13 protein-coding genes are annotated in these 18,957 nt (G+C 49.8%); 7 read left to right on the forward strand and 6 right to left on the reverse strand.

The features are described from left to right. Positions 1-39 precede the first annotated feature (39 nt). On the forward strand, positions 40-243 hold the full coding sequence (gene rmf, locus Kalk_RS03195) for a ribosome modulation factor (RefSeq protein WP_101892828.1): 204 nt from the start codon (positions 40-42) through the stop codon (positions 241-243). 191 nt (positions 244-434) lie between these two features. Here rmf and Kalk_RS03200 read toward each other — a convergent pair whose 3' ends face one another. Genes Kalk_RS03200 through Kalk_RS03210 form a run of 3 tightly spaced genes read right to left on the reverse strand, consistent with a single transcriptional unit; the run spans position 435 to position 6,554 of the window. After that, entirely contained in the window at positions 435-1,445 is a 1,011-nt protein-coding gene (locus Kalk_RS03200) for a quinone-dependent dihydroorotate dehydrogenase (protein ID WP_324775035.1), read from the reverse strand. Positions 1,446-1,498: 53 nt separating this feature from the next. Beyond that, positions 1,499-1,729: a DUF2835 domain-containing protein gene (locus Kalk_RS03205; protein WP_324773684.1), complete on the reverse strand. Its 231-nt coding sequence runs from the start codon at positions 1,727-1,729 to the stop codon at positions 1,499-1,501. Further along, positions 1,701-6,554, reverse strand: a complete 4,854-nt coding sequence (locus Kalk_RS03210; protein WP_101892830.1) for an NAD-glutamate dehydrogenase — start codon at positions 6,552-6,554, stop codon at positions 1,701-1,703. The genes Kalk_RS03205 and Kalk_RS03210 overlap by 29 nt, the downstream gene beginning before the upstream one ends. Positions 6,555-6,874: 320 nt before the next feature. Here Kalk_RS03210 and Kalk_RS03215 point away from each other — a divergent pair, with 320 nt between their 5' ends. Genes Kalk_RS03215 through Kalk_RS03240 form a run of 6 tightly spaced genes read left to right on the forward strand, consistent with a single transcriptional unit; the run spans position 6,875 to position 13,880 of the window. Further along, a complete protein-coding gene (locus tag Kalk_RS03215; protein ID WP_101892831.1) occupies positions 6,875-7,852 on the forward strand; it encodes an AAA family ATPase in 978 nt (325 codons plus the stop codon). A gap of 8 nt (positions 7,853-7,860) precedes the next feature. After that, positions 7,861-8,844 (forward strand): DUF58 domain-containing protein, encoded by a 984-nt coding sequence (locus Kalk_RS03220; RefSeq protein WP_158643286.1) that lies wholly within the window; start codon positions 7,861-7,863, stop codon positions 8,842-8,844. After that, entirely contained in the window at positions 8,841-9,311 is a 471-nt protein-coding gene (locus tag Kalk_RS03225; RefSeq protein WP_101892833.1) for a DUF4381 domain-containing protein, read from the forward strand. Before Kalk_RS03220 ends, Kalk_RS03225 begins: the two co-directional genes overlap by 4 nt. Beyond that, complete coding sequence (locus Kalk_RS03230) at positions 9,308-10,369, forward strand: vWA domain-containing protein (protein WP_101892834.1); 1,062 nt, start codon at positions 9,308-9,310, stop codon at positions 10,367-10,369. Before Kalk_RS03225 ends, Kalk_RS03230 begins: the two co-directional genes overlap by 4 nt. After that, positions 10,366-12,177: a VWA domain-containing protein gene (locus Kalk_RS03235; RefSeq protein WP_101892835.1), complete on the forward strand. Its 1,812-nt coding sequence runs from the start codon at positions 10,366-10,368 to the stop codon at positions 12,175-12,177. The genes Kalk_RS03230 and Kalk_RS03235 overlap by 4 nt, the downstream gene beginning before the upstream one ends. Beyond that, complete coding sequence (locus Kalk_RS03240) at positions 12,171-13,880, forward strand: BatD family protein (RefSeq protein ID WP_101892836.1); 1,710 nt, start codon at positions 12,171-12,173, stop codon at positions 13,878-13,880. Before Kalk_RS03235 ends, Kalk_RS03240 begins: the two co-directional genes overlap by 7 nt. A 173-nt stretch (positions 13,881-14,053) precedes the next feature. Here the strand turns inward: Kalk_RS03240 and Kalk_RS03245 are convergent, their stop codons facing one another. The 3 genes from Kalk_RS03245 to Kalk_RS03255 form a co-directional block, all read right to left on the reverse strand. Continuing rightward, a complete protein-coding gene (locus Kalk_RS03245) occupies positions 14,054-16,375 on the reverse strand; it encodes an efflux RND transporter permease subunit (protein WP_101892837.1) in 2,322 nt (773 codons plus the stop codon). A gap of 32 nt (positions 16,376-16,407) precedes the next feature. Then, entirely contained in the window at positions 16,408-17,454 is a 1,047-nt protein-coding gene (locus Kalk_RS03250; RefSeq protein ID WP_158643287.1) for a WD40/YVTN/BNR-like repeat-containing protein, read from the reverse strand. 125 nt (positions 17,455-17,579) lie between these two features. Then, positions 17,580-18,944: a DUF1329 domain-containing protein gene (locus Kalk_RS03255; protein WP_199768005.1), complete on the reverse strand. Its 1,365-nt coding sequence runs from the start codon at positions 18,942-18,944 to the stop codon at positions 17,580-17,582. Positions 18,945-18,957 lie beyond the last annotated feature (13 nt).

Below are 18,957 nucleotides of genomic sequence, written 5' to 3' on the forward strand. Positions count from 1 at the left end.
TCTCTCAAATCTCAAACAGGATAACGAGGTCGATAATTTATGAAGAGACAAAAACGCGATAAAACCAGCAGAGCCTTCGTTAAGGGTTACCAAGCAGGTGTTAGCGGACGATCAAAAGATTCCTGCCCCTTTGCGGAAATTGTATCACGACATACGTGGCTCAGTGGTTGGCGCGAAGGACGTACAGACCAATGGGAAGGCTACACCGGCGTATCCGGCATTCACAAGATCGCGAATCTCTGACTGCCCTGAATCAACTTCAGCATTCTGGATAGATCAATTTATGATTTATCAACGCCAATCCAAAGATTAGGTACAAACACATTTAATTAGCAACTTACAAAAACGCTTTCTTTAATAGAGTGCCTCCCGCACTCTGGCAGCCCCATGAAGCTGTCGCCCAGAGGCCCCGCAAGGGGCCTCGTTCATTCAGGCTAGCGGCCCCAGGCTTTCACACAGGTAGCGATCAATCTGGGGCCCTGATAAATAAAACCGCTGTAAATCTGCACCAACACTGCTCCCGCCTCTTGCTTGGCGCGCGCCTGCTCACCTTTCACAATACCGCCAACACCAATTACCGGCATCGCTCCCGCCAACTCATCACACAACTGCTTTAACACAGCCGTGGATTTTTCAAATACCGGGGCACCACTGAGGCCACCCTGCTCATCACCATGAGGCAGGTGCTCTACCCCTTCACGGGCAAGCGTAGTATTAGTGGCAATAACGCCATCAACTTCATGTTTTTTAAACTGCCCCGCAATTTGAGCAACTTCTTCTGTTGTAAGATCGGGTGCAATCTTCACCAGTAACGGGACATACTTGCTGTGCTGATCAGACAAACGTTTCTGAGCAGTCTTCAGTCCATTCAGCAACTCATCAAGGCTCTCTCCGTATTGCAAGGATCTCAAGCCCTGCGTATTGGGAGACGAAATATTAATTACCACGTAGTCCGCATGCTGATACACCTTTTCCAGGCAGATCAGATAATCACTCAGCGCATGTTCCACTGGGGTATCAAAATTTTTGCCTATATTGATGCCTAACACACCGTCATATCGAGAGCGCTTCACCTGCTCCACCAGATGATCAACCCCCTTATTATTGAAACCCATCCGATTAATGATGGCTTGCTTCTGCGGCAATCGAAATAAGCGCGGCTTGAGGTTGCCCGGCTGAGGGCGCGGAGTAACCGTACCGATTTCAATAAAGCCGAACCCCAGCGACCCGAGAGCATCAATGTGATCTCCGTTCTTATCCAGTCCTGCGGCCAATCCTACCGGGTTTCTGAACTTTAACCCCATCAGCTCCACCGGGGCAGCCAGCTCAGGTAATAAACACCTGGTCAACCTCAACGAGTACGCCACATCAATGGCTTTGAGAGCAAGCTCATGGGAGGTCTCAGTGGGTAAGGAAAACAGAAATTGTCTGGCTACTTTATAGATCATGAGGCATACCGCTGCTAAAAAACGGGGCGATTATACCAGCATGCTTGGGTTTACTGCAGTTTTTCCACCCTTACCAACTTATGGTTATCATCAAAATGGATAGCAAAGGTGCCATTTATACCCCCGTGGGTAACATAGGGCTGCAGAGATTGGGCAGGAAAACTAACTTTCCGCCCATCCCTGGTTTTAGCCAACACCGATTTTGCTGATCCCTGATACCAACGCAGATATTCATCAGGAGTTATCACCAGGTCAACTATCAGATGCACGATCTCCCTCACTGTGCAGTGTCGTTTGCGCAAGATCCATTAATTCGCGTAACGCAACCCCGTACATGGAGAACTCCTTTACCTCCATGCTGTGAAACTCGCTGATGAGCGATTTCCATCGGCCTATCATGATTTCATGATGCTGAGCCCATGCCGCTACACGCTCATCAACACTATGAGCAACGCCTGCCATCTGCAAGACGCCCACTGTCAACGTCCGTTGCTGCCAATCCAGATCGTCGCGATAAGCTTCCCGCGCCAGCGCCTGCCAATGGTTCTCGATATTCAGTGCGTTGATCTCTTCGCTGAACCAGTATAAATCCAACTGTGACCCTAAAGAAAAATACACCTCTGCTACTTCTGCTACCGGCTTACCCGTTACTTCTGCGGCTTGAATGATACCTAACACAGGCAACATACTGTCGGCACCGGCGATAAAAGTCGCTAATGTAGACGGCACCCCTTTCTCCACGTAACGATTATGGCGTTTCTCCCACACCTCTCTGCGGGGGCCACTTAGCACCGCAGGGAGACTGTTCGCTACCGCCTGAACCCCTGAATGAAAGCGATCTATCGCCTCACGCACATTCACACCACAACGATTGTTACGTAAGAACCATCGTGTTGCACGCCGCATCAAGCGAATTAACATACGCATCATTTCCAGTTGCTCACTGGCTTCGATCTTATAGTCCAGCGCTTCGATCTGAAGCCACCAGTTTTCTAGATCAAACACATCACGGGAGGCAATAAAGGCTTTAGCGATATCAGGTACACTGGCACCAGCGGCATCTTTCATACGATGCACAAAAGTGATGCCCATAAAATCCACCATGCCACTGGCTACCTGAGTCGCTACAATCTCACGACGAAGTTTATGTGCGTAAAGTGGATCACGGTATTTTTCTACCAAGACCTTAGGAAACGCCTTCTCGATTTCATGACAGATGAAATCGTCATCCGGCAGCGCAGAGTGGGTCAACTCGTCCTTCAAAATGGCCTTGGTATAAGACAATAATGTCGACAGTTCTGGTCGCATCAAGCCTTTACCATTAACTATACGATCATGCAGCTCCTCATCACCTGGAATATTTTCCAGCTCCCGATCCAACTTACCCGAGGTAGTTAACGCATGAATATAGCGCTTGTATTCCCCCATTCTATAAGTGGTTTCGCTACGAGCGACACTTAATGCCTGGGTCTGTCGATAATTGTTCTTTAATACCAACTCAGCGACTTCATCGGTCATCTGGGCCAGCAGCTCATTACGCTGCTTAAGTGTCATATCTCCATTATGAACAATATCATTTAATAGAATTTTGATGTTCACTTCATGGTCAGAACAGTCCACTCCACCGGCATTATCAATAAAGTCGGTATTGGAAAGCCCGCCACGCAGGCCGTACTCAATTCGACCTAACTGCGTCATACCAAGGTTGCCTCCCTCACCGATCACCTTGGCTTTCACATCACAACCGTTCACTCTTAATCCGTCATTCGCCTTATCACCCACATCCGAGTTCAGTTCTTTGGATGATTTAACGTATGTACCTATACCACCATTCCAGATCAAATCGACCGGAGCTTTTAACAGCGCACTGATCAGTTCCGTAGGATTCAGTGCATCGGCCTCAATCGCAAAGCGCTCTTTCATTTGAGGGGTAATACGGATGGATTTTGCTGAGCGAGAAAACAGCCCCCCGCCAGCGGAAATCAGATCAGCATTATAATCTTCCCAACTGGATCGAGGTAAATTGAATAAGCGCTCCCTCTCCAAAAAACTCTGTTCGGGCTCAGGGTTGGGGTCAACAAAGATATGCATGTGATTAAAGGCAGCGACCATCTGTAACGTGCGGGACTGCAACAACCCGTTACCAAACACATCACCTGCCATGTCTCCGATACCAATTAAGGTCACCGGTGTATTCTGTACATTGATACCCAGCTCGCGAAAATGTCTCTGTACAGAAACCCACGCGCCTCGAGCAGTGATCCCCATTTTCTTGTGGTCATACCCAACTGAGCCACCCGATGCAAACGCATCCCCCAACCAAAAGCCATACTCGTCTGACAAGCTATTGGCTATGTCTGAAAAGGTTGCGGTTCCTTTATCAGCGGCCACCACCAGATAGGGGTCGTCGTCATCCTTTCTGATTACGTTAGCCGGAGGAACCACCTCTCCATTCTGCAGGTTATCCGTAATATCCAACAAGCCACGAATAAAGGTTTTATAACAGGCAATCCCCTCAGCCAGCACCGCATCTCGGCTGCCATTTTTTGGCAATTTCTTTGGATAGAACCCACCCTTGGCACCAACTGGAACGATTACCGCATTCTTAACCTGCTGAGCCTTAACCAGGCCTAGCACTTCGGTACGAAAATCTTCCCTTCGATCAGACCAACGCAGGCCACCACGAGCGACTTTTCCACCGCGCAAGTGCACCCCTTCCACGCGAGGTGAATAAACGAAAATCTCAAACAAAGGCAGGGGTTTTGGCAGGTCCGGTATGGTCTTGGGTGACACTTTCAGGGAGATGTAGGGCTTGCTGTTGCCCTGAGCATCTTTCTGATAAAAATTAGTTCGCAATGTACCCACCATCATATCCAAATAGCGGCGCAGTATTCTGTCTTCATCCAAACTTGCGACCTGATCCAGCTGCTCCAATATCCGGGCTTTCAGTGCAGTCTCAGCGGATTCTGACGAATCGGAGTTAAGGCCGAAACGCAGCTCAAAGAAATCAACCAGAGAACGGGCCACTTCAGGGTGATTGACCAGCGCATCCTTGATATAGGTTTGGCTAAAAGCAAATCCTGTCTGTTTAAAATAACGAGCATACGCCCTCAGCATCGCGACTTCGCGCCAATCAAGGCCTACCGACAATACCAGGCGATTAAAGCTGTCATCTTCGGCCATACCCCGCCATGTATTCAGGAAGGCATCCTGGAATTTGCTCTTTATTTTTTCGATATCAATAATGGCATCACCAAAATAGCGTACACTGAAGTCGTATACCCATATGGTGGCATCATCTTTTTTCTGAATCCGGTAAGGTCGCCCACCCAAAACCCGTAAGCCTAAATGCTCAAGCATCGGCAACACATCTGAAAGGGGGATATTCCTATCCCTGCGGAACAACTTGAAACGCAGAGCCTTAGGATCATCCTCAAGGGATCGGTAAAACGACACGGCCAGAGGGCTGTGTTCACTCAAGTTTTCGATGTGCTCTATATCCGACACAGCGGTACGGGTCGGGAATTCCTCACGGTAGCTGGTTGAAAACGCATCCGCATAGGCTGACTGCAACATGCCAGCCCTGTCCTCGCCAAAACTTTCAATCAATGTCTCATAAAGACGATCGGCCCAACTACGAGCCAGCTCCACCAGGCGATCTTCTACCTCGCGGACATCGAAATCCATTTTTGAACCCTGCTTAACTTTAAGTACGATGTACAGTCGGGCCAACGTGGATTCTGTGAAGTAGGTGTTGAATTCCATATCTTCAACATCCACGTACTCGTAAAGCACATTCTGAAAAGCTCGGCGTAGAGCAGTGGAGTATCCATCCCGTGGCGTATAAATCAAACAGGAAAGGAAACGCCCAAACTGCCCTTTACGCACAAATAACCGCAGGCGTCGGCGCTCTTGTATATGAAGGATACCAACAGCGGTTTTCAACAATGCTTCTGTGGTGGTCTGAAACAGTTCTTCCCTGGGAAAGGTTTCCAGAATCTGCATCAGGCGCTTGCCGTCGTGACCAGTAGGCTCAAGACCAGAACCTTCAATAACTTCACGCAACTTATGGCCAATAATAGGGAAGTTACGCGGAGAGTTATTAAACACGAGTGATGTATACAGGCCTACCCAGCGGTATTCACCAATGACTTTGCCATGCTCATCGCATTTGCGAATAGCAATGAAATCCATATAAACAGGGCGATGCCAACGGGATCGGGTACCGGACTTGCCAAATACAATCAGCTTATCTTCATGAATCAGTTCACCGCCGTCTTCCTGCATCAAATCGACGCTGTGACAGACTTTAGATACGCCTAGCGCGGTATCCGCTATTGCCTGCAGGCGCGGTTTACCCTGTTGGTCAACAACTTTGTATTCCTGCATTGCTAGAAACGTAAAGTGATTCTGAACCAACCAGGCGAGAAAACCTTTCACTTCAAGTAATGAAGCTTCACCTTTATTGACCTCAAGCTCATGCAGCTCATCTCGAATGGCAGAAGAACGATCCTGCATAATTTGGAAATCGCCCACTGCACTGCTTAATTCAAGCAACGTTTCTTTCAATGCCTTGGTAATGTCCCCCACCAAGGCTTCATCGGGCTGGCGATCGATTTCCATATGAATCAAGGCTTCTTTGTGGCCTTCAGACTGAGTATCGAAATTCAGCCCCTGTAATTCACCCGATTCATCGCGCTGCACCCGGAACACACTGTTCATGACAGAGTGAATAGAAATACCGCGGCGCACAACGTCCATCATCACGGTATCCACCAAAAAGGCGCAGTCTGGAGCCAGTACTTCAACTACCGTGTGAGTACTCTGCCAGCCATGATCCTCAAAACGCGGATTGAACACCCGAATCCGAGGCTGCTCGTCAGGCATGGTTCTGAGAAAATTCCACAACCCCACAGTCATGCCATAGAGGTCATCAACACGCTTGCGCTGTAGCTCCTGTATCGGTGCTGCCGCGTAGTAATGACGCGCAAACTCAAGCACGTGATTCGTCTGGGAGGAATGATTGCGATCAAAGCGCTCCTTTACCATGTCGGACAAGCGCTCGATCAGTGCTACATAATCTTCACCCAGCGATAGGTTTACCATAATGCCCCCTGGCAACTTTTCCATTAAATATCAGTCATATTAGTCTAGTAGTTACATTAGATTATGAACAACTTGTTAAATGCAGTCGTTCAGCACCTGGGATCTCGGAACTTTCTGGTTTATCCCTGATCACATACACAGTCTGGCTACGGCTAGCATTCATCCTCAGGAATAGGCATAATCCGAGGGATAAGAAGAAAGAAAGTCTGGCAAAAACAATATATTAGCGGACGTTGGTGTGGGGCCTTACTGATTTACCTCACGAAATCACCCTATAGCAGCCCCACCACCACGCAAACACGCCTGGAGTATTTGGAATCATGTCAAATCGGGACGCTATTCTTGCGTTGAAAGAATCCTTGTGCGAGCAGATCATCGGTCAGGCCCATCTGGTAGACCGCTTATTGATTGCCATCCTGGCGGATGGGCATTTGCTGGTGGAGGGCGCACCCGGCCTGGCTAAGACCAAGGCGATCAAAGCGCTGGCCACTGGCTTGGAAGGGGATTTCCATCGTATTCAGTTTACCCCTGACCTACTGCCTTCCGACGTGACCGGAACTGAAATTTATCGCCCTCAGGACAGCAGCTTTGTATTCCAGCCCGGCCCAATCTTTCATAACCTGGTGCTGGCAGATGAAATCAACCGCGCTCCAGCCAAGGTTCAGTCTGCCCTGCTGGAAGCCATGGCAGAGCGCCAGATCAGCGTTGGCAAGTATACCCATCAGCTGCCGCCCCTGTTTTTGGTTATGGCCACTCAAAACCCTATTGAGCAAGAAGGCACCTACCCCTTGCCGGAAGCGCAGCTGGATCGCTTCCTGATGCATGTGACCATCGGCTACCCCGACGCCGCATCGGAGAAGAAAATTCTACAGCTGGCCCGTATGGAATCCATGGATAAACAGCATCGGGATGAAGAAACCGCCGCCGATCCCATTCATATTACCCAAGAACAGATCTTTGGGGCCCGCTCCGAGATCCTGGAGCTGCACATGATTCCCGACATTGAGGAATACATCGTGCAATTCACCATGGCCACCCGCAATGCTCTGGCCTATGGCGACGACCTCGCCAGCTGGATTGAATACGGTGTCAGCCCTCGTGGCACCATCGCCATGGATGCCTGCGCCCGAGCCCACGCCTGGCTCAACGACCGAGACTTCGTTACCCCCGAGGATGTGCAAGCTGTGGCCCACGACACCTTGCGCCATCGCATTGGCCTCACCTTTGAGGCTGAAGCCAAGGGCGTCACCGCTGACCACATCATCGATGAGCTGATCGACCGCGTATCCGCCCCCTGAGGTGTCCTGTGGCTACATCCGGTAACCTAGTGCAAGAACGGGAGAACATCGCCAGTTATCGAGGCGTATATGTTTCCATGGATGAGCTGGTGGCCTTGAAAGGTGCAGGTCTTGAACTGGACCTGCGCGGCAAGAAAAAAGCCATGGCAGCCATGGCCGGCATGCACCGCTCATCATTCCGTGGTCGCGGCATCGACTTTGATGAAGTACGAATCTACCAGCCCGGAGACGACGTTCGTAACATCGACTGGCGGGTGACCGCCCGCACCGGCCGCACTCACACCAAACTGTTCCGCGAAGAAAGAGAACGCCCGGTCTATCTGGTGGTTGATCAGCGCCAACCCATGTTCTTTGGCAGTCAAAATGCCTTTAAATCAGTGGTTGCAGCTCGGGTGGCTGCCTCCTTCGCCTGGGCTACCCGTTCACACGGTGATAGAATTGGCGGTTTTCTGTTCACTGATAATGACGTTCAAGAAGTACGACCAAAAGAAGGCAAGCGCGGCATTCAGAACTTCTTCCGCATGCTGGTTCAGTACAATCAATCTCTGGATGGAAAGAGCAAGCCGCACCGCTCATCCCGCCAATCATTTATTAACGCACTACAAGGGCTCAATCACGTAGTGCGACCCGGCAGTTTGGTAGTCATTATCAGTGATTTTCTGGATTATGACGACATTACCCATCAACACATGAGCCTGCTGTGTGGTCATAATGATGTCATTGCCATTCAAATTTTTGACCCTATGGAAAAACATCTCCCCGCCGCCGGCGTGTACGGATTTACGGATGGGCAACGCAATGTTCGCTTGAACACCGCCCCTCACAAACTACGTAAAGACTACGCATTACGCTTTGTTGAGCGGCAAATCACACTTAAAGATCAGCTAACACGCGTTAGCGTACCACTGATCGAAATCAGCACCGCAGACAGCGTAACCGAGCGCCTGCGTGCCACCCTGGGCTTACGCGCCGCTCCAGGAGTTCGGACATGAACCCCACCGATCCGTTAAGCCAGCTGCGTGACATCCATCTGCCCGAAGCCGTAGGCTGGTGGCCTCCGGCCATTGGGTGGTGGCTGTTGGCATTACTGTTAATCAGCATTGTGTGCGGCAGCATTTACTGGATGATCTGGCGTCATCGCCGGCTGGCCTATAAACGGGAGGCCATTGCCCACATGGAGAGCATTCGAGCCCGCTACCTGAGTTCAAGGGATGATGCAAAGCTATTGTCAGAACTGTCATCTCTGTTAAAACGTACCGCTATTACCCGCTACGGACGTGATGAGATCGCAGGGATGGCAGGAAACCAGTGGCTGGCGTTTCTCGACAGCACAGGGCAAACCAGCGAATTCTCTGAAGGATCCGGCCGAGTACTGGCTGAACGCTTCACCCCTTCCCCTCGCATTGACAGCACCGAGCTACTCAATGCCGTAGATCAGTGGTTAAAGAAACAGTCATGATTATTCTAAAATGGATTCCTCTGCTTCTGATCTTACCGTTGCCCTGGATACTAAGGGCGCTGTTGCCACGCGCCAGCAGTAACGATAGCGCTCTGCTACGAGTGCCCTTCTTTTCCAGCGTGAACGATATGGCCAACCGTCGTGACCGCAATCGCTCCGGAAGCAGTCGAAGCTTCCGCCTGCTGATCAGCATGATCTGGATATTATTAGTGATGGCCGCCGCAGGCCCCCAATACATAGGAGAGCCCATCAGCATTACCTCCAAAGCCCGGGATCTCATGCTGGCGGTAGACGTATCTGAAAGTATGCGCGCAACGGATCTACAGCTGAAAGGCGAAAGGGTGGATCGCTTAACCGTTGTAAAGAGTGTGCTCGAAGAGTTTATTCAACGTCGTAGCCATGACCGTATGGGGCTGATATTGTTCGGCACCAACGCCTATCTGCAAACCCCACTGACCTTTGACCGTAAAACACTGTTGCAATTACTCAATGAATCCGCAATCGGAATAGCAGGTCAGAGCACCGCCATTGGCGACGCCATCGGATTAGCGCTGAAACGCCTGCAGGATCGTCCAACTGACAGCAAAGTTTTAATTCTATTGACCGATGGACAAAACCGCGCCGGCGAAATACAACCATTGCAGGCAGCCGAACTGGCCGCGCAAAAAGGATTAAAAATCTATACTGTTGGCGTCGGTGCAGAGTTCGTAATGTCGCCAGGCTTATTGGGCACCGGCATTGGAGCGCGCCGCCTCAACCCTTCTGCAGATTTGGACGAAAAAACATTAACGGAAATCGCCAATATCACTGGGGGCCAGTATTTTCGCGCAAAAAGCACCGAATCGCTAAAACACATCTACGAAATATTGGATGATCTGGAGCCGGTAGATGCAGACCCGGAAACGTTCCGACCGATCAAGGCACTATTCCACTATCCACTGGGGTTGGCGCTACTTCTGAGCGTAGCCATCGCACTGCATACAATTATTCGCAACTACAGTGTGCATTGGCGTCTTGCTCGTCAAGACAAACGGGATGAGGGAGTAGTACAACCATGACCGAATTCCTGCAACAGATAGAACAATTCCATTTTCTGCGCCCTTGGTGGTTGTTGGGGCTGCTGCCCGCGGTCATCCTGGTGGTACTGCTGTGGAAACGTAAAGCTTCTTACGGCAGTTGGCAGCGAGTGATCTCACCTCACTTACTGCCTCATTTGTTGTCCGCCAATCTGGCCCAGCAGAGTCGCCTCCCCCTGATCTTGCTTTTGTTGTGCTGGCTTCTGGCAGTAGTGGCCATGGCGGGCCCAACCTGGAAACAACTGCCCCAAGCCGTACAAAAGAAAGTAAACGCTCAGGTGATCGTGCTGGATCTTACGCTCTCCATGTACGCAAAAGATCTCCCGCCATCTCGACTGATTCGCGCTCGCCTCAAACTAACGGACATATTGCAACGTTCCAACGAGGGCTTGACCGCTCTGGTGGTGTATTCAGGGAGCGCCCACGTAGTCACCCCGCTCACTGACGACACCAACACCATTCTTAGCATGGTAAACAGCCTTAGCCCCGACATCATGCCAAACAAAGGGAATAACCCCGTCGCTGCAATCGAAAAGGCCGTTGAAACCTTGAAGCAGGCAGGCCTGAGCCGAGGCCGTATTCTTTTAATGACCGATGAACTGCCAAGTGATTTCGCCGGCAAAGTAGAAGACTTGATTGGCTTTCAGACTCCAATCTCCATCATGGGCATCGGCACACGAGATGGTGCCCCGATCGAATTACCCGATGGCTCCTTCATCAAACAAGCTGATGGCAGTATCGTGATACCAAAGTTGGGTGTCGGCATGCTCAAGCGGGCCGCGCGACAGTTGGACGGGCGCTTCAGCACCATCAGTACCAGTGACGAGGACATCAACTACTTACTGGCAGATGGGCTCCTGCCCAGCGAGCAGGAGGTCACCGACACTGGGCGTGAATTCGATGTATGGGATGAAACCGGCCATTGGCTCGTGTTATTGATTCTACCTTTTGCTGCTTCTGCTTATCGAAAAGGCTGGCTAGGGGCATTTCTGATGCCTTGCCTGCTGTCTCTGCCACTGCTTATTCACTCCAGCAACAGCATGGCCTTTGACTGGGATGAGTTGTGGCAAACCGACGATCAACGAGGGCAGAAACTGCTGCAATCAGGAGCCGCAGAGCAGGCAGCTGAAACCTTCAGCGATCCCAACTGGAAAGGTGCAAGCCACTACCAAGCTCAAAACTTTGAGGCTGCTGAAGCCCTGTTCGCAGAAGAAGAGAGTGCGAAAAACCTATATAACAAAGGCAACGCCCAGGCTCGCCAGCAGAAACTGGATGAAGCCATAACATCCTACCAGCGTGCCCTGGAACTGGATCCGTCCATGGAAGATGCTCAATTCAACCTCAACCTTGTTAAAAAAGTAAAAGAGCAGCAGAAAAAACAGGATCAAGAGCAAAGCGACAACCAGGATCAGGACAAAAAGGAAAAGCAGGATCAAGATCAGAACCAAGACCAACAAAACCAAGATCAGCAAGATCAGCAAGATCAGCAAGATCAGGATAGCGAAAGCCAGCAAGATGATTCAGAGCAAAATCCTGAGGATGAATCTAAAGACAACAAAGAACAGCAGGAACAGAAAGAGCAAGATAAAGAGCAACAAGAGAATGACAGCGAATCAGAGCAGAACGAACAAGAAGCAATACCACAAAACCCGGAGCGCACAGAAGATCAACAGGCGCTAGAACAATGGTTGCGCCGCATTCCTGATGATCCCGGCGGTCTGCTTAGACGTAAATTTGAATACGAATCTCAATTGAGGAAAAACACATCCTCTGGAGACACCCAATGGTAAAACGCACAACTATATTCACTTTTCTGGTACTGACTCTGTTTAGCTTGCAGGCTCACGCTCTCAACATCAGCGCCAAGCTCAACACCGAACAAGTCATGCAAGGGGACACGGTTAAGCTAATCGTGACCATTGATGAGCGAGCCGATGGCAAGACACCGGATTTCACGGTATTGAACCAACATTTTGATGTACTCACCACGTACACAGAAGAGCGCAGCAACATCATTAACGGTCGCTTTACATCGCTGACCAGCTGGATACTGACCCTGTTACCCAAGCAGACCGGTTATATAGCCGTGCCACCCATTAGCTTCAATGGGGCAACCTCTAAACCGGTAAAGCTCCACGTAACCAAACGCACTGCTGCAAAAAATGCTGATCAACTCCTATTTGTGGAAGCAAAAGTAGACAAAGACACCGTCTACGTTCAGGAACAAGTGCTCTACACTGTGCGCATATTTCGTCACGATGTGGATATTTACGATCCATCATACCAACCGCCTACCATCGAACATGCTGCCATGGAGCAGCTAGGTGAACAACGCAACTACAAAACCACACTAAACGGCAAAGAGTATGATGTATTCGAGTTCCGTTATGCCTTATTTCCACAAAAGAGTGGAAGCCTGAGCATCCCTCCTGCGCAGCTCACCGCTACAGTGTTTCGCGGCCGTTCACGCGGTTTGACCTTCGACCCATTTAACGGCAAGCAAGTGCGCAGAAGCTCTCCCACCTTAGAGCTGGAAATCAAACCCAAACCTGACAGTTATCCAGCAGATAAACCCTGGCTGCCTGCCAAATCGCTGCAACTCACCGAAGCATGGTCACCCGATAGTGCCACCGCTAATATTGGTGAACCGCTCACCCGAACCGTTACTATGCAAGCCGAAGGCGTGCTCGCCACCATACTGCCTGCAGTGCCGGATACAAGTATACAAGGCGTTAAAATCTATCCCGAGCAAGCTGACACCAATAGCAAGGCTACAGACGATGGCATCGTCAGCTCTCGTACGGAAAGCCTCGCTCTGATAGCCACCCAAACGGGCGATATAACATTGCCACCAATGGATATCACCTGGTGGGATGTTGAAGAAAATGCCGTTAAAGTGACCTCTCTGCCCGCACGGGTTATTCGTGTAACGGGAACCACAAGCCGCCCACAAACCGACAACACCGTAAACGCACAAGCGGATACCAGCCAAGCGGGAGACACTCCTCCCCCGGCATTCAGCCAAGGGGAAAGCGTGAATCGCACCTGGCAATGGATCGCCATCGCATTTCTATTGTTATGGGTCATCACTTTAGGGTTGCTCGTTTGGATCTGGCAATCCCGCAACCCCCAAACAAAGCCGAAAGAAGCATCTGGCGAATCACCGTTTTCAAACTCTCTGCTCAAGCATGCACAAAAAGAGTTACAAACGGCATGCAACAATAATAGCCCCAAAGCTGCCCGGACGGCCTTGATTGCGTTGTTTCAACAGCATTACAAGAACCCCAATATCAAAAATCTTGATGATATTGCACGTATCGCCCAATCGGAACCATTAAGCAGCGCCTTCCGCAACCTGGATGCTGAACTGTACAAAGAGAATACAGACAAAACCTGGCGCCCGGAGTTTCTGCTTCAGGCGACCGCTGAAGTGCTGTCGAAACCAACCACGAATAAGAGCAATCCAGTACTCGAGCCCCTTTATCCAGCTTAATATTCCACAACAATAGGCTGCTTAAAGAGATCGTTGAGGTACACCACCAATCTGTTTTCAACTTGCGTGCTGGCGACGCAACTATGAAACCAAGCCCCATGATGTAAAAAGGCCCGAGCGATAGCTCAGGCCTTTTTACTATTTCAAACCACATTTCTGATCGTTATATCATATCAACCTTTCTTTGGAATCCTGCCACGAATAAGGAAGTTCGCCAGTGCTGGCAACAGCCAAATGGCTCCAACCATGTTCCACAAGAACATAAAGGTGAGCAACACACCCATATTGGCCTGGAATTTAATGTCAGAGAAGATCCAGGTACCCACGCCAATCGCCAGGGTTAAACCGGTAAAGCACACCGCCTTACCTGTGACTTTTAGGGTTTCAAAATAAGCCTGCTCCAATTCCAAGCCTTCTTCCATAAAGCCCTTTAATCGAGAGTAAATATAGATACCGTAATCCACACCGATACCAACACCCAAGGCAATAACCGGCAAAGTGGCAACTTTTACGCCAATGCCCAGAATAGTCATCAATGCCTGGCAGAGGATCGAAGTCAACGCCAGCGGTACGATTATACAAATCACCGCACGAATGGAGCGGAATGCGATAAGGCAGAGAATGGAGACCACACCGTACACCAGAATTTTCATCATGTTCTGAGCGTGTTCAATGGTTTCGTTGGTGGCCGCCTCAACACCGGCGTTGCCGGATGCCAACACGAATGTCGCCACGTCCGGATCATTCTCTGCTGCGGCAAACTCCTGCACTGCTGCAACAGAACGATCCAATGTTTCGGCTTTATGGTCATCCAGGAATATGATCACCGGTGCAAGACTGCAGTTCGTGTTCACTAATCCACCCGGCACTGTTTGCACCGAGTTATTGATAATATCCTGCACTCGGGTCAGCGCAGCCCATTTCCAGTTGCCTTCATTAAAGCCCGTTATTACCCGTTTCGATACCGTCACCACCGACAACGCAGACTGCACCCCTTCCACGTTCTCCATGTGCCACATAAAGCGATCCATTTTCTCCATTGCGGCAGATTTGGTACAAGAATCCGCAGGCGTTTCCACCATAACCACCAACACATCGGCACTCACGGAGTAATGATCGTTAACGTATTTATCATCCAGGTTATAGCGCGAATCAGGCCACAGTTCAGGAGCACCCGCATCCAAATCCCCGATTCGCAAATCTTTACTGATATACAAACCGGCACCAGCACCGACTGCAGCAATAATCACCGATACCGTAGCCACTTTAGGTGTAGCGAATTTGGCAACTTTTGACCAAATAACGTGTTTGGCATGCAACTTTTTATTCATTGCATTAATCGCTGCCGGACTGGCTCCCGCATAAGACAACAGAACAGGAATCATCAACAGGTTAGTGAGTATCAGCGCAAACACACCCAGCGCAGCAGAAACGGCAAGATCCTGAATTACATGTATTTCAATAGTCCACAGCGTCATAAAACCTATTGCATCACTGACCAGCGCCAACAATGCCGGAATGTAGAGTGCACGAAACGTGAGGCGTGCCGCTTCCAACTTGAAGTTGACTCGATGCGATTCAACGGCAAACTCATTAATCAGCTGCACGCCGTGGCTCACCCCAATAGCGAAAATCAGGAATGGCACAAGCATTGAGTAAGGATCAATACCCTTACCCAGCAAGGTGAGGATCCCAACCTGCCAGATCACCGCCACAACCGAACAAAATATAACGATGGAAGTACTGCGAATGCATTTGGAATCCAGCAACAGCAGAACAAAAGTAATACCAATAGCAATGACAAAGAACAGCGCCACACCTGTTGCGCCTTCAATCAGATCTCCAATCTTTTTCGCAAAGCCCACAATTCGGATATTCACGTGCTCAGACTGAAACTTATTGCGAATATCTTGTTCCAGTGCCATGGAGAATTTTTTATAGTCCAGCTTCTTATTGGCCCCAGATTGATCGAGCAACGGAACATAGATGATTGCAGAACGGAAATCATCTGCCACCAGTCGGCCAACCTGCCCGGACCGCAATACGTTATTCTGCACTTGCTCTAGCAACTCAGCAGAACCATCGTAAGTCGGAGGTATGATCTCTCCGCCCCGGAAACCGTCTTCAGTAACTTCCATCCAACGTACGTTGGGCGTCCATAAAGACTGGATCTTAGCTTTATCCACCCCATCAAAATAAAAAATTTCGTCGGTAATCTGACGCAACGCCTGTAAGAATTCGTCGGTGAAGATATCTCCGTTTTTTGCCTCTACGACAATACGGATATCATTACCCAGGCTTAGTTCGTCTTTGTGTTTAAGCAGGTTTTGAATAAACTCGTGCTTTAACGGCACCATTTTTTCGAACTCGGTGCTGAGTTTTACACGGGATGCTTCATAGGCGAAAAATGCAGTCAGTACTGCAAACGCAATCAAAAGAATCGGGCGTATCTTGAAGATCGATTCTTCGAGGAAGGAACTGTTTTTAGTTGACATAACGGACCTTAACTTAAATCAGAAATTCGGAGTTACTTCAAATCAGGGGCAGCTAGCTGTACCCCTCCCTGCCCAACCAATATGAGCTTGCCATTTGCCAAGCGTTCTATGGCAAGAATCGATTCTCGAGATGGGGTTATTTGCATAGAAAAATTAAGGCCACCATCTTTACTCGTCAGTATCACACCGGAGTTGCCCACCATAACTACGCTTTTGCTCCCTATCACAACACCATCCATAAGCCCATTGGTGTTTTTAGATTTGGACCTGACCCAGGTTGCCCCACGGTCAGAGGATTTAAAGCTATTACCCTGCAGCCCGAAAACATATATGTCATCGTTGCCAGCACCGGTCATGGCACCAAAATAGGAGCCACCATAAGGGCTGGTCAGTGTTATCCAATTATCACCGCCGTCATCAGAGCGGAACAATATGCCCTTTTCCCCAGCGATATACACCACGCCATCGCCGTTGGCTTCAATAGCATTCAAATGCCAACCATCAATGTTTTCGATTCTGGAAGAAACATCAACCCACGTTTTGCCAGCATCCTGGGTTCCGAGAAACATACCGTATGCTCCGACTGCGAAACCTGTGTTCTCATCACGAAACCACACATCCAGCAATGGGGAGCCTGCTTGAGGTAACTTGGCAAACTGATCGTCAGTTAGTTGATCCATCTCCTCATCAGATAGCACTCTATGGGGGTTGGCGTATTGAAGCTGCCAATTATTGCCACCATCCGAAGAATGCAGAATCACACCTTCGTGCCCAACGGCCCAACCGTGCTGAGTTCCGACAAAGTCTACCGCTGTCAGTAAGTTTTGTACGGGCACATTGGCTTGGTTCCAACTTTCCCCATTATCAAGCGAAATCAGGATATGCCCCCAGTCACCCACGGCCACTACCTTATCGCCCTCCACGCACACGTCCGTCAACAGTGACTGCGCTGCCTTCGCGGAAGGAATGGCAGCCCGCATGTTCAGATTTTTTTCATAGTCTGATGCTGAAGCGATGCCGGTTGATAAAACCCATACAGCCAGAGAACTGGCGACTGTTTTTATAATTGAATAACCCATGTTGTTACTGACCCACATATCAATATTGACTGCCTGCTATTGGTTGAACCTATTAAACCATGTTATCCGGCCATCATTTACTCAAGCTATGCGTACTGTCCAAAATACGCAGCCAAATTGGCCATTCAGCGCCCCATTCGCCGCAGGGACTGAGGGCTGAAATAGCCATCTCCCGGCGAATCGTCACCAAATTGAATGCCTATGCCATTGGCGCTATCGAGATAGCCTGCAAAATAACGACCTGATTCCAGATCATAATTTGCTGATGCGGCCGACCATGTGACCGGTACGTGATAATAGTTCACTAAATACGAAAGGCTTACGCGCCATAGCTTGCCACGAGCGTCATACTGATCGGCTTGTACGATGCTCCAGCTGTCTTCATCTATGTAGAAACGGCGTTTAGTATACAAATGTCGTACGCCTTCTTTTACCGTGCCTTCCACCACCCATACTCGATGCAATTCATACCGAGTCAAGTCCGGGTTTATATGTCCCTTATGCAGCAGCGCCTTATCATCTTTAGTGGCATTGCTCAAATCAAAGTTATTGTAGGGTATGTAAATTTCCTGTTTACCCACGAAGCTCCAGTTATAACGATCGAGTGCGCCATTAAACATATCCACTTCATCTGCAGTGATCAGGTTATCTGCACTTGGGACTGGCATATCGTACTCAACCGAGGGGGCTCGCCTGACCCTTCGAGTACCCGAGTTATACACCCAAGCTGCACGGGGTTCTTTGATACGATCAATGGTTTCATGCACTAACAATCCACCACCTGCCAGGCGGCTGGGTTGTTTTATAAAGGCAAGAAAGTAGGAAAGCTTATTATCAAGGCTATCAGCGGTTTTATCGCGATCGTAGTAAACGAAATACGCTTCGTGGGAGGCAGTGACCAAGGAATAGCTGCCATTTGCATGCACCGGCGCTTCCGATAAGTCTGCCTTAATATGAATACCTCGCCAGCGGGTAAGGTGATTCCAGATAATTTTCAGCGCGTTAACCTGTCCATCCTGATCAACAGGCACCGGAAACGCGACTCCGCCGTAGGCCTGTTCGATACCGTTGCCTGCGTTAACCAGTTTCGCATGTTGATGGTTGCGGGCAATATTGTCGTAAACCCACTGCGGTGCTGCCGCTGTGCGGTGGCTTGGATAAACAGGGATTCGATAGCTGTCGGGATACCGCTCCAGTAAGGCAACCTGCCCAACCGTTAGCTGATCCAGGTGCTGGGATTTGTTAGCCGCGGTAATAACAAACAGGGGCTTCTCATCGCGAAACGGATTTTCCAGCTGCTTGGGTGGGGGCGCGTTATTGGCTGCCATACCGCCATCCCAAGCGGGAATAGTACCTGCGGCATTACCTTTCTGTTCGGCTCCGTATGGGGTTAGGCCTTCGGGTAATGCAACAGGCTGAGCATTCGCCACCACAGCGGTAAACAATACGTAGACTGAGGCCAGAACAAGCCCACATGTTCTCATCAACATTCCCAATACACCG

Origin of the sequence: Ketobacter alkanivorans, from assembly GCF_002863865.1 — a bacterium.
In the GTDB taxonomy this organism is placed as follows: Bacteria; Pseudomonadota; Gammaproteobacteria; order Pseudomonadales; family Ketobacteraceae; genus Ketobacter; species Ketobacter alkanivorans.

Bases quoted from the DNA above. Each gene is read 5' to 3' on its own strand.
- Kalk_RS03235 (WP_101892835.1), top strand. From the start codon at position 10,366: ATGACCGAATTCCTGCAACAGATAGAACAATTCCATTTTCTGCGCCCT.
- Kalk_RS03240 (WP_101892836.1), top strand. From the start codon at position 12,171: ATGGTAAAACGCACAACTATATTCACTTTTCTGGTACTGACTCTGTTT.
- Kalk_RS03245 (WP_101892837.1), bottom strand. From the start codon at position 16,375: ATGTCAACTAAAAACAGTTCCTTCCTCGAAGAATCGATCTTCAAGATA.
- rmf (WP_101892828.1), top strand. From the start codon at position 40: ATGAAGAGACAAAAACGCGATAAAACCAGCAGAGCCTTCGTTAAGGGT.
- Kalk_RS03225 (WP_101892833.1), top strand. From the start codon at position 8,841: ATGAACCCCACCGATCCGTTAAGCCAGCTGCGTGACATCCATCTGCCC.
- Kalk_RS03255 (WP_199768005.1), bottom strand. From the start codon at position 18,944: ATGTTGATGAGAACATGTGGGCTTGTTCTGGCCTCAGTCTACGTATTG.
- Kalk_RS03230 (WP_101892834.1), top strand. From the start codon at position 9,308: ATGATTATTCTAAAATGGATTCCTCTGCTTCTGATCTTACCGTTGCCC.
- Kalk_RS03250 (WP_158643287.1), bottom strand. From the start codon at position 17,454: ATGGGTTATTCAATTATAAAAACAGTCGCCAGTTCTCTGGCTGTATGG.
- Kalk_RS03210 (WP_101892830.1), bottom strand. From the start codon at position 6,554: ATGGTAAACCTATCGCTGGGTGAAGATTATGTAGCACTGATCGAGCGC.
- Kalk_RS03215 (WP_101892831.1), top strand. From the start codon at position 6,875: ATGTCAAATCGGGACGCTATTCTTGCGTTGAAAGAATCCTTGTGCGAG.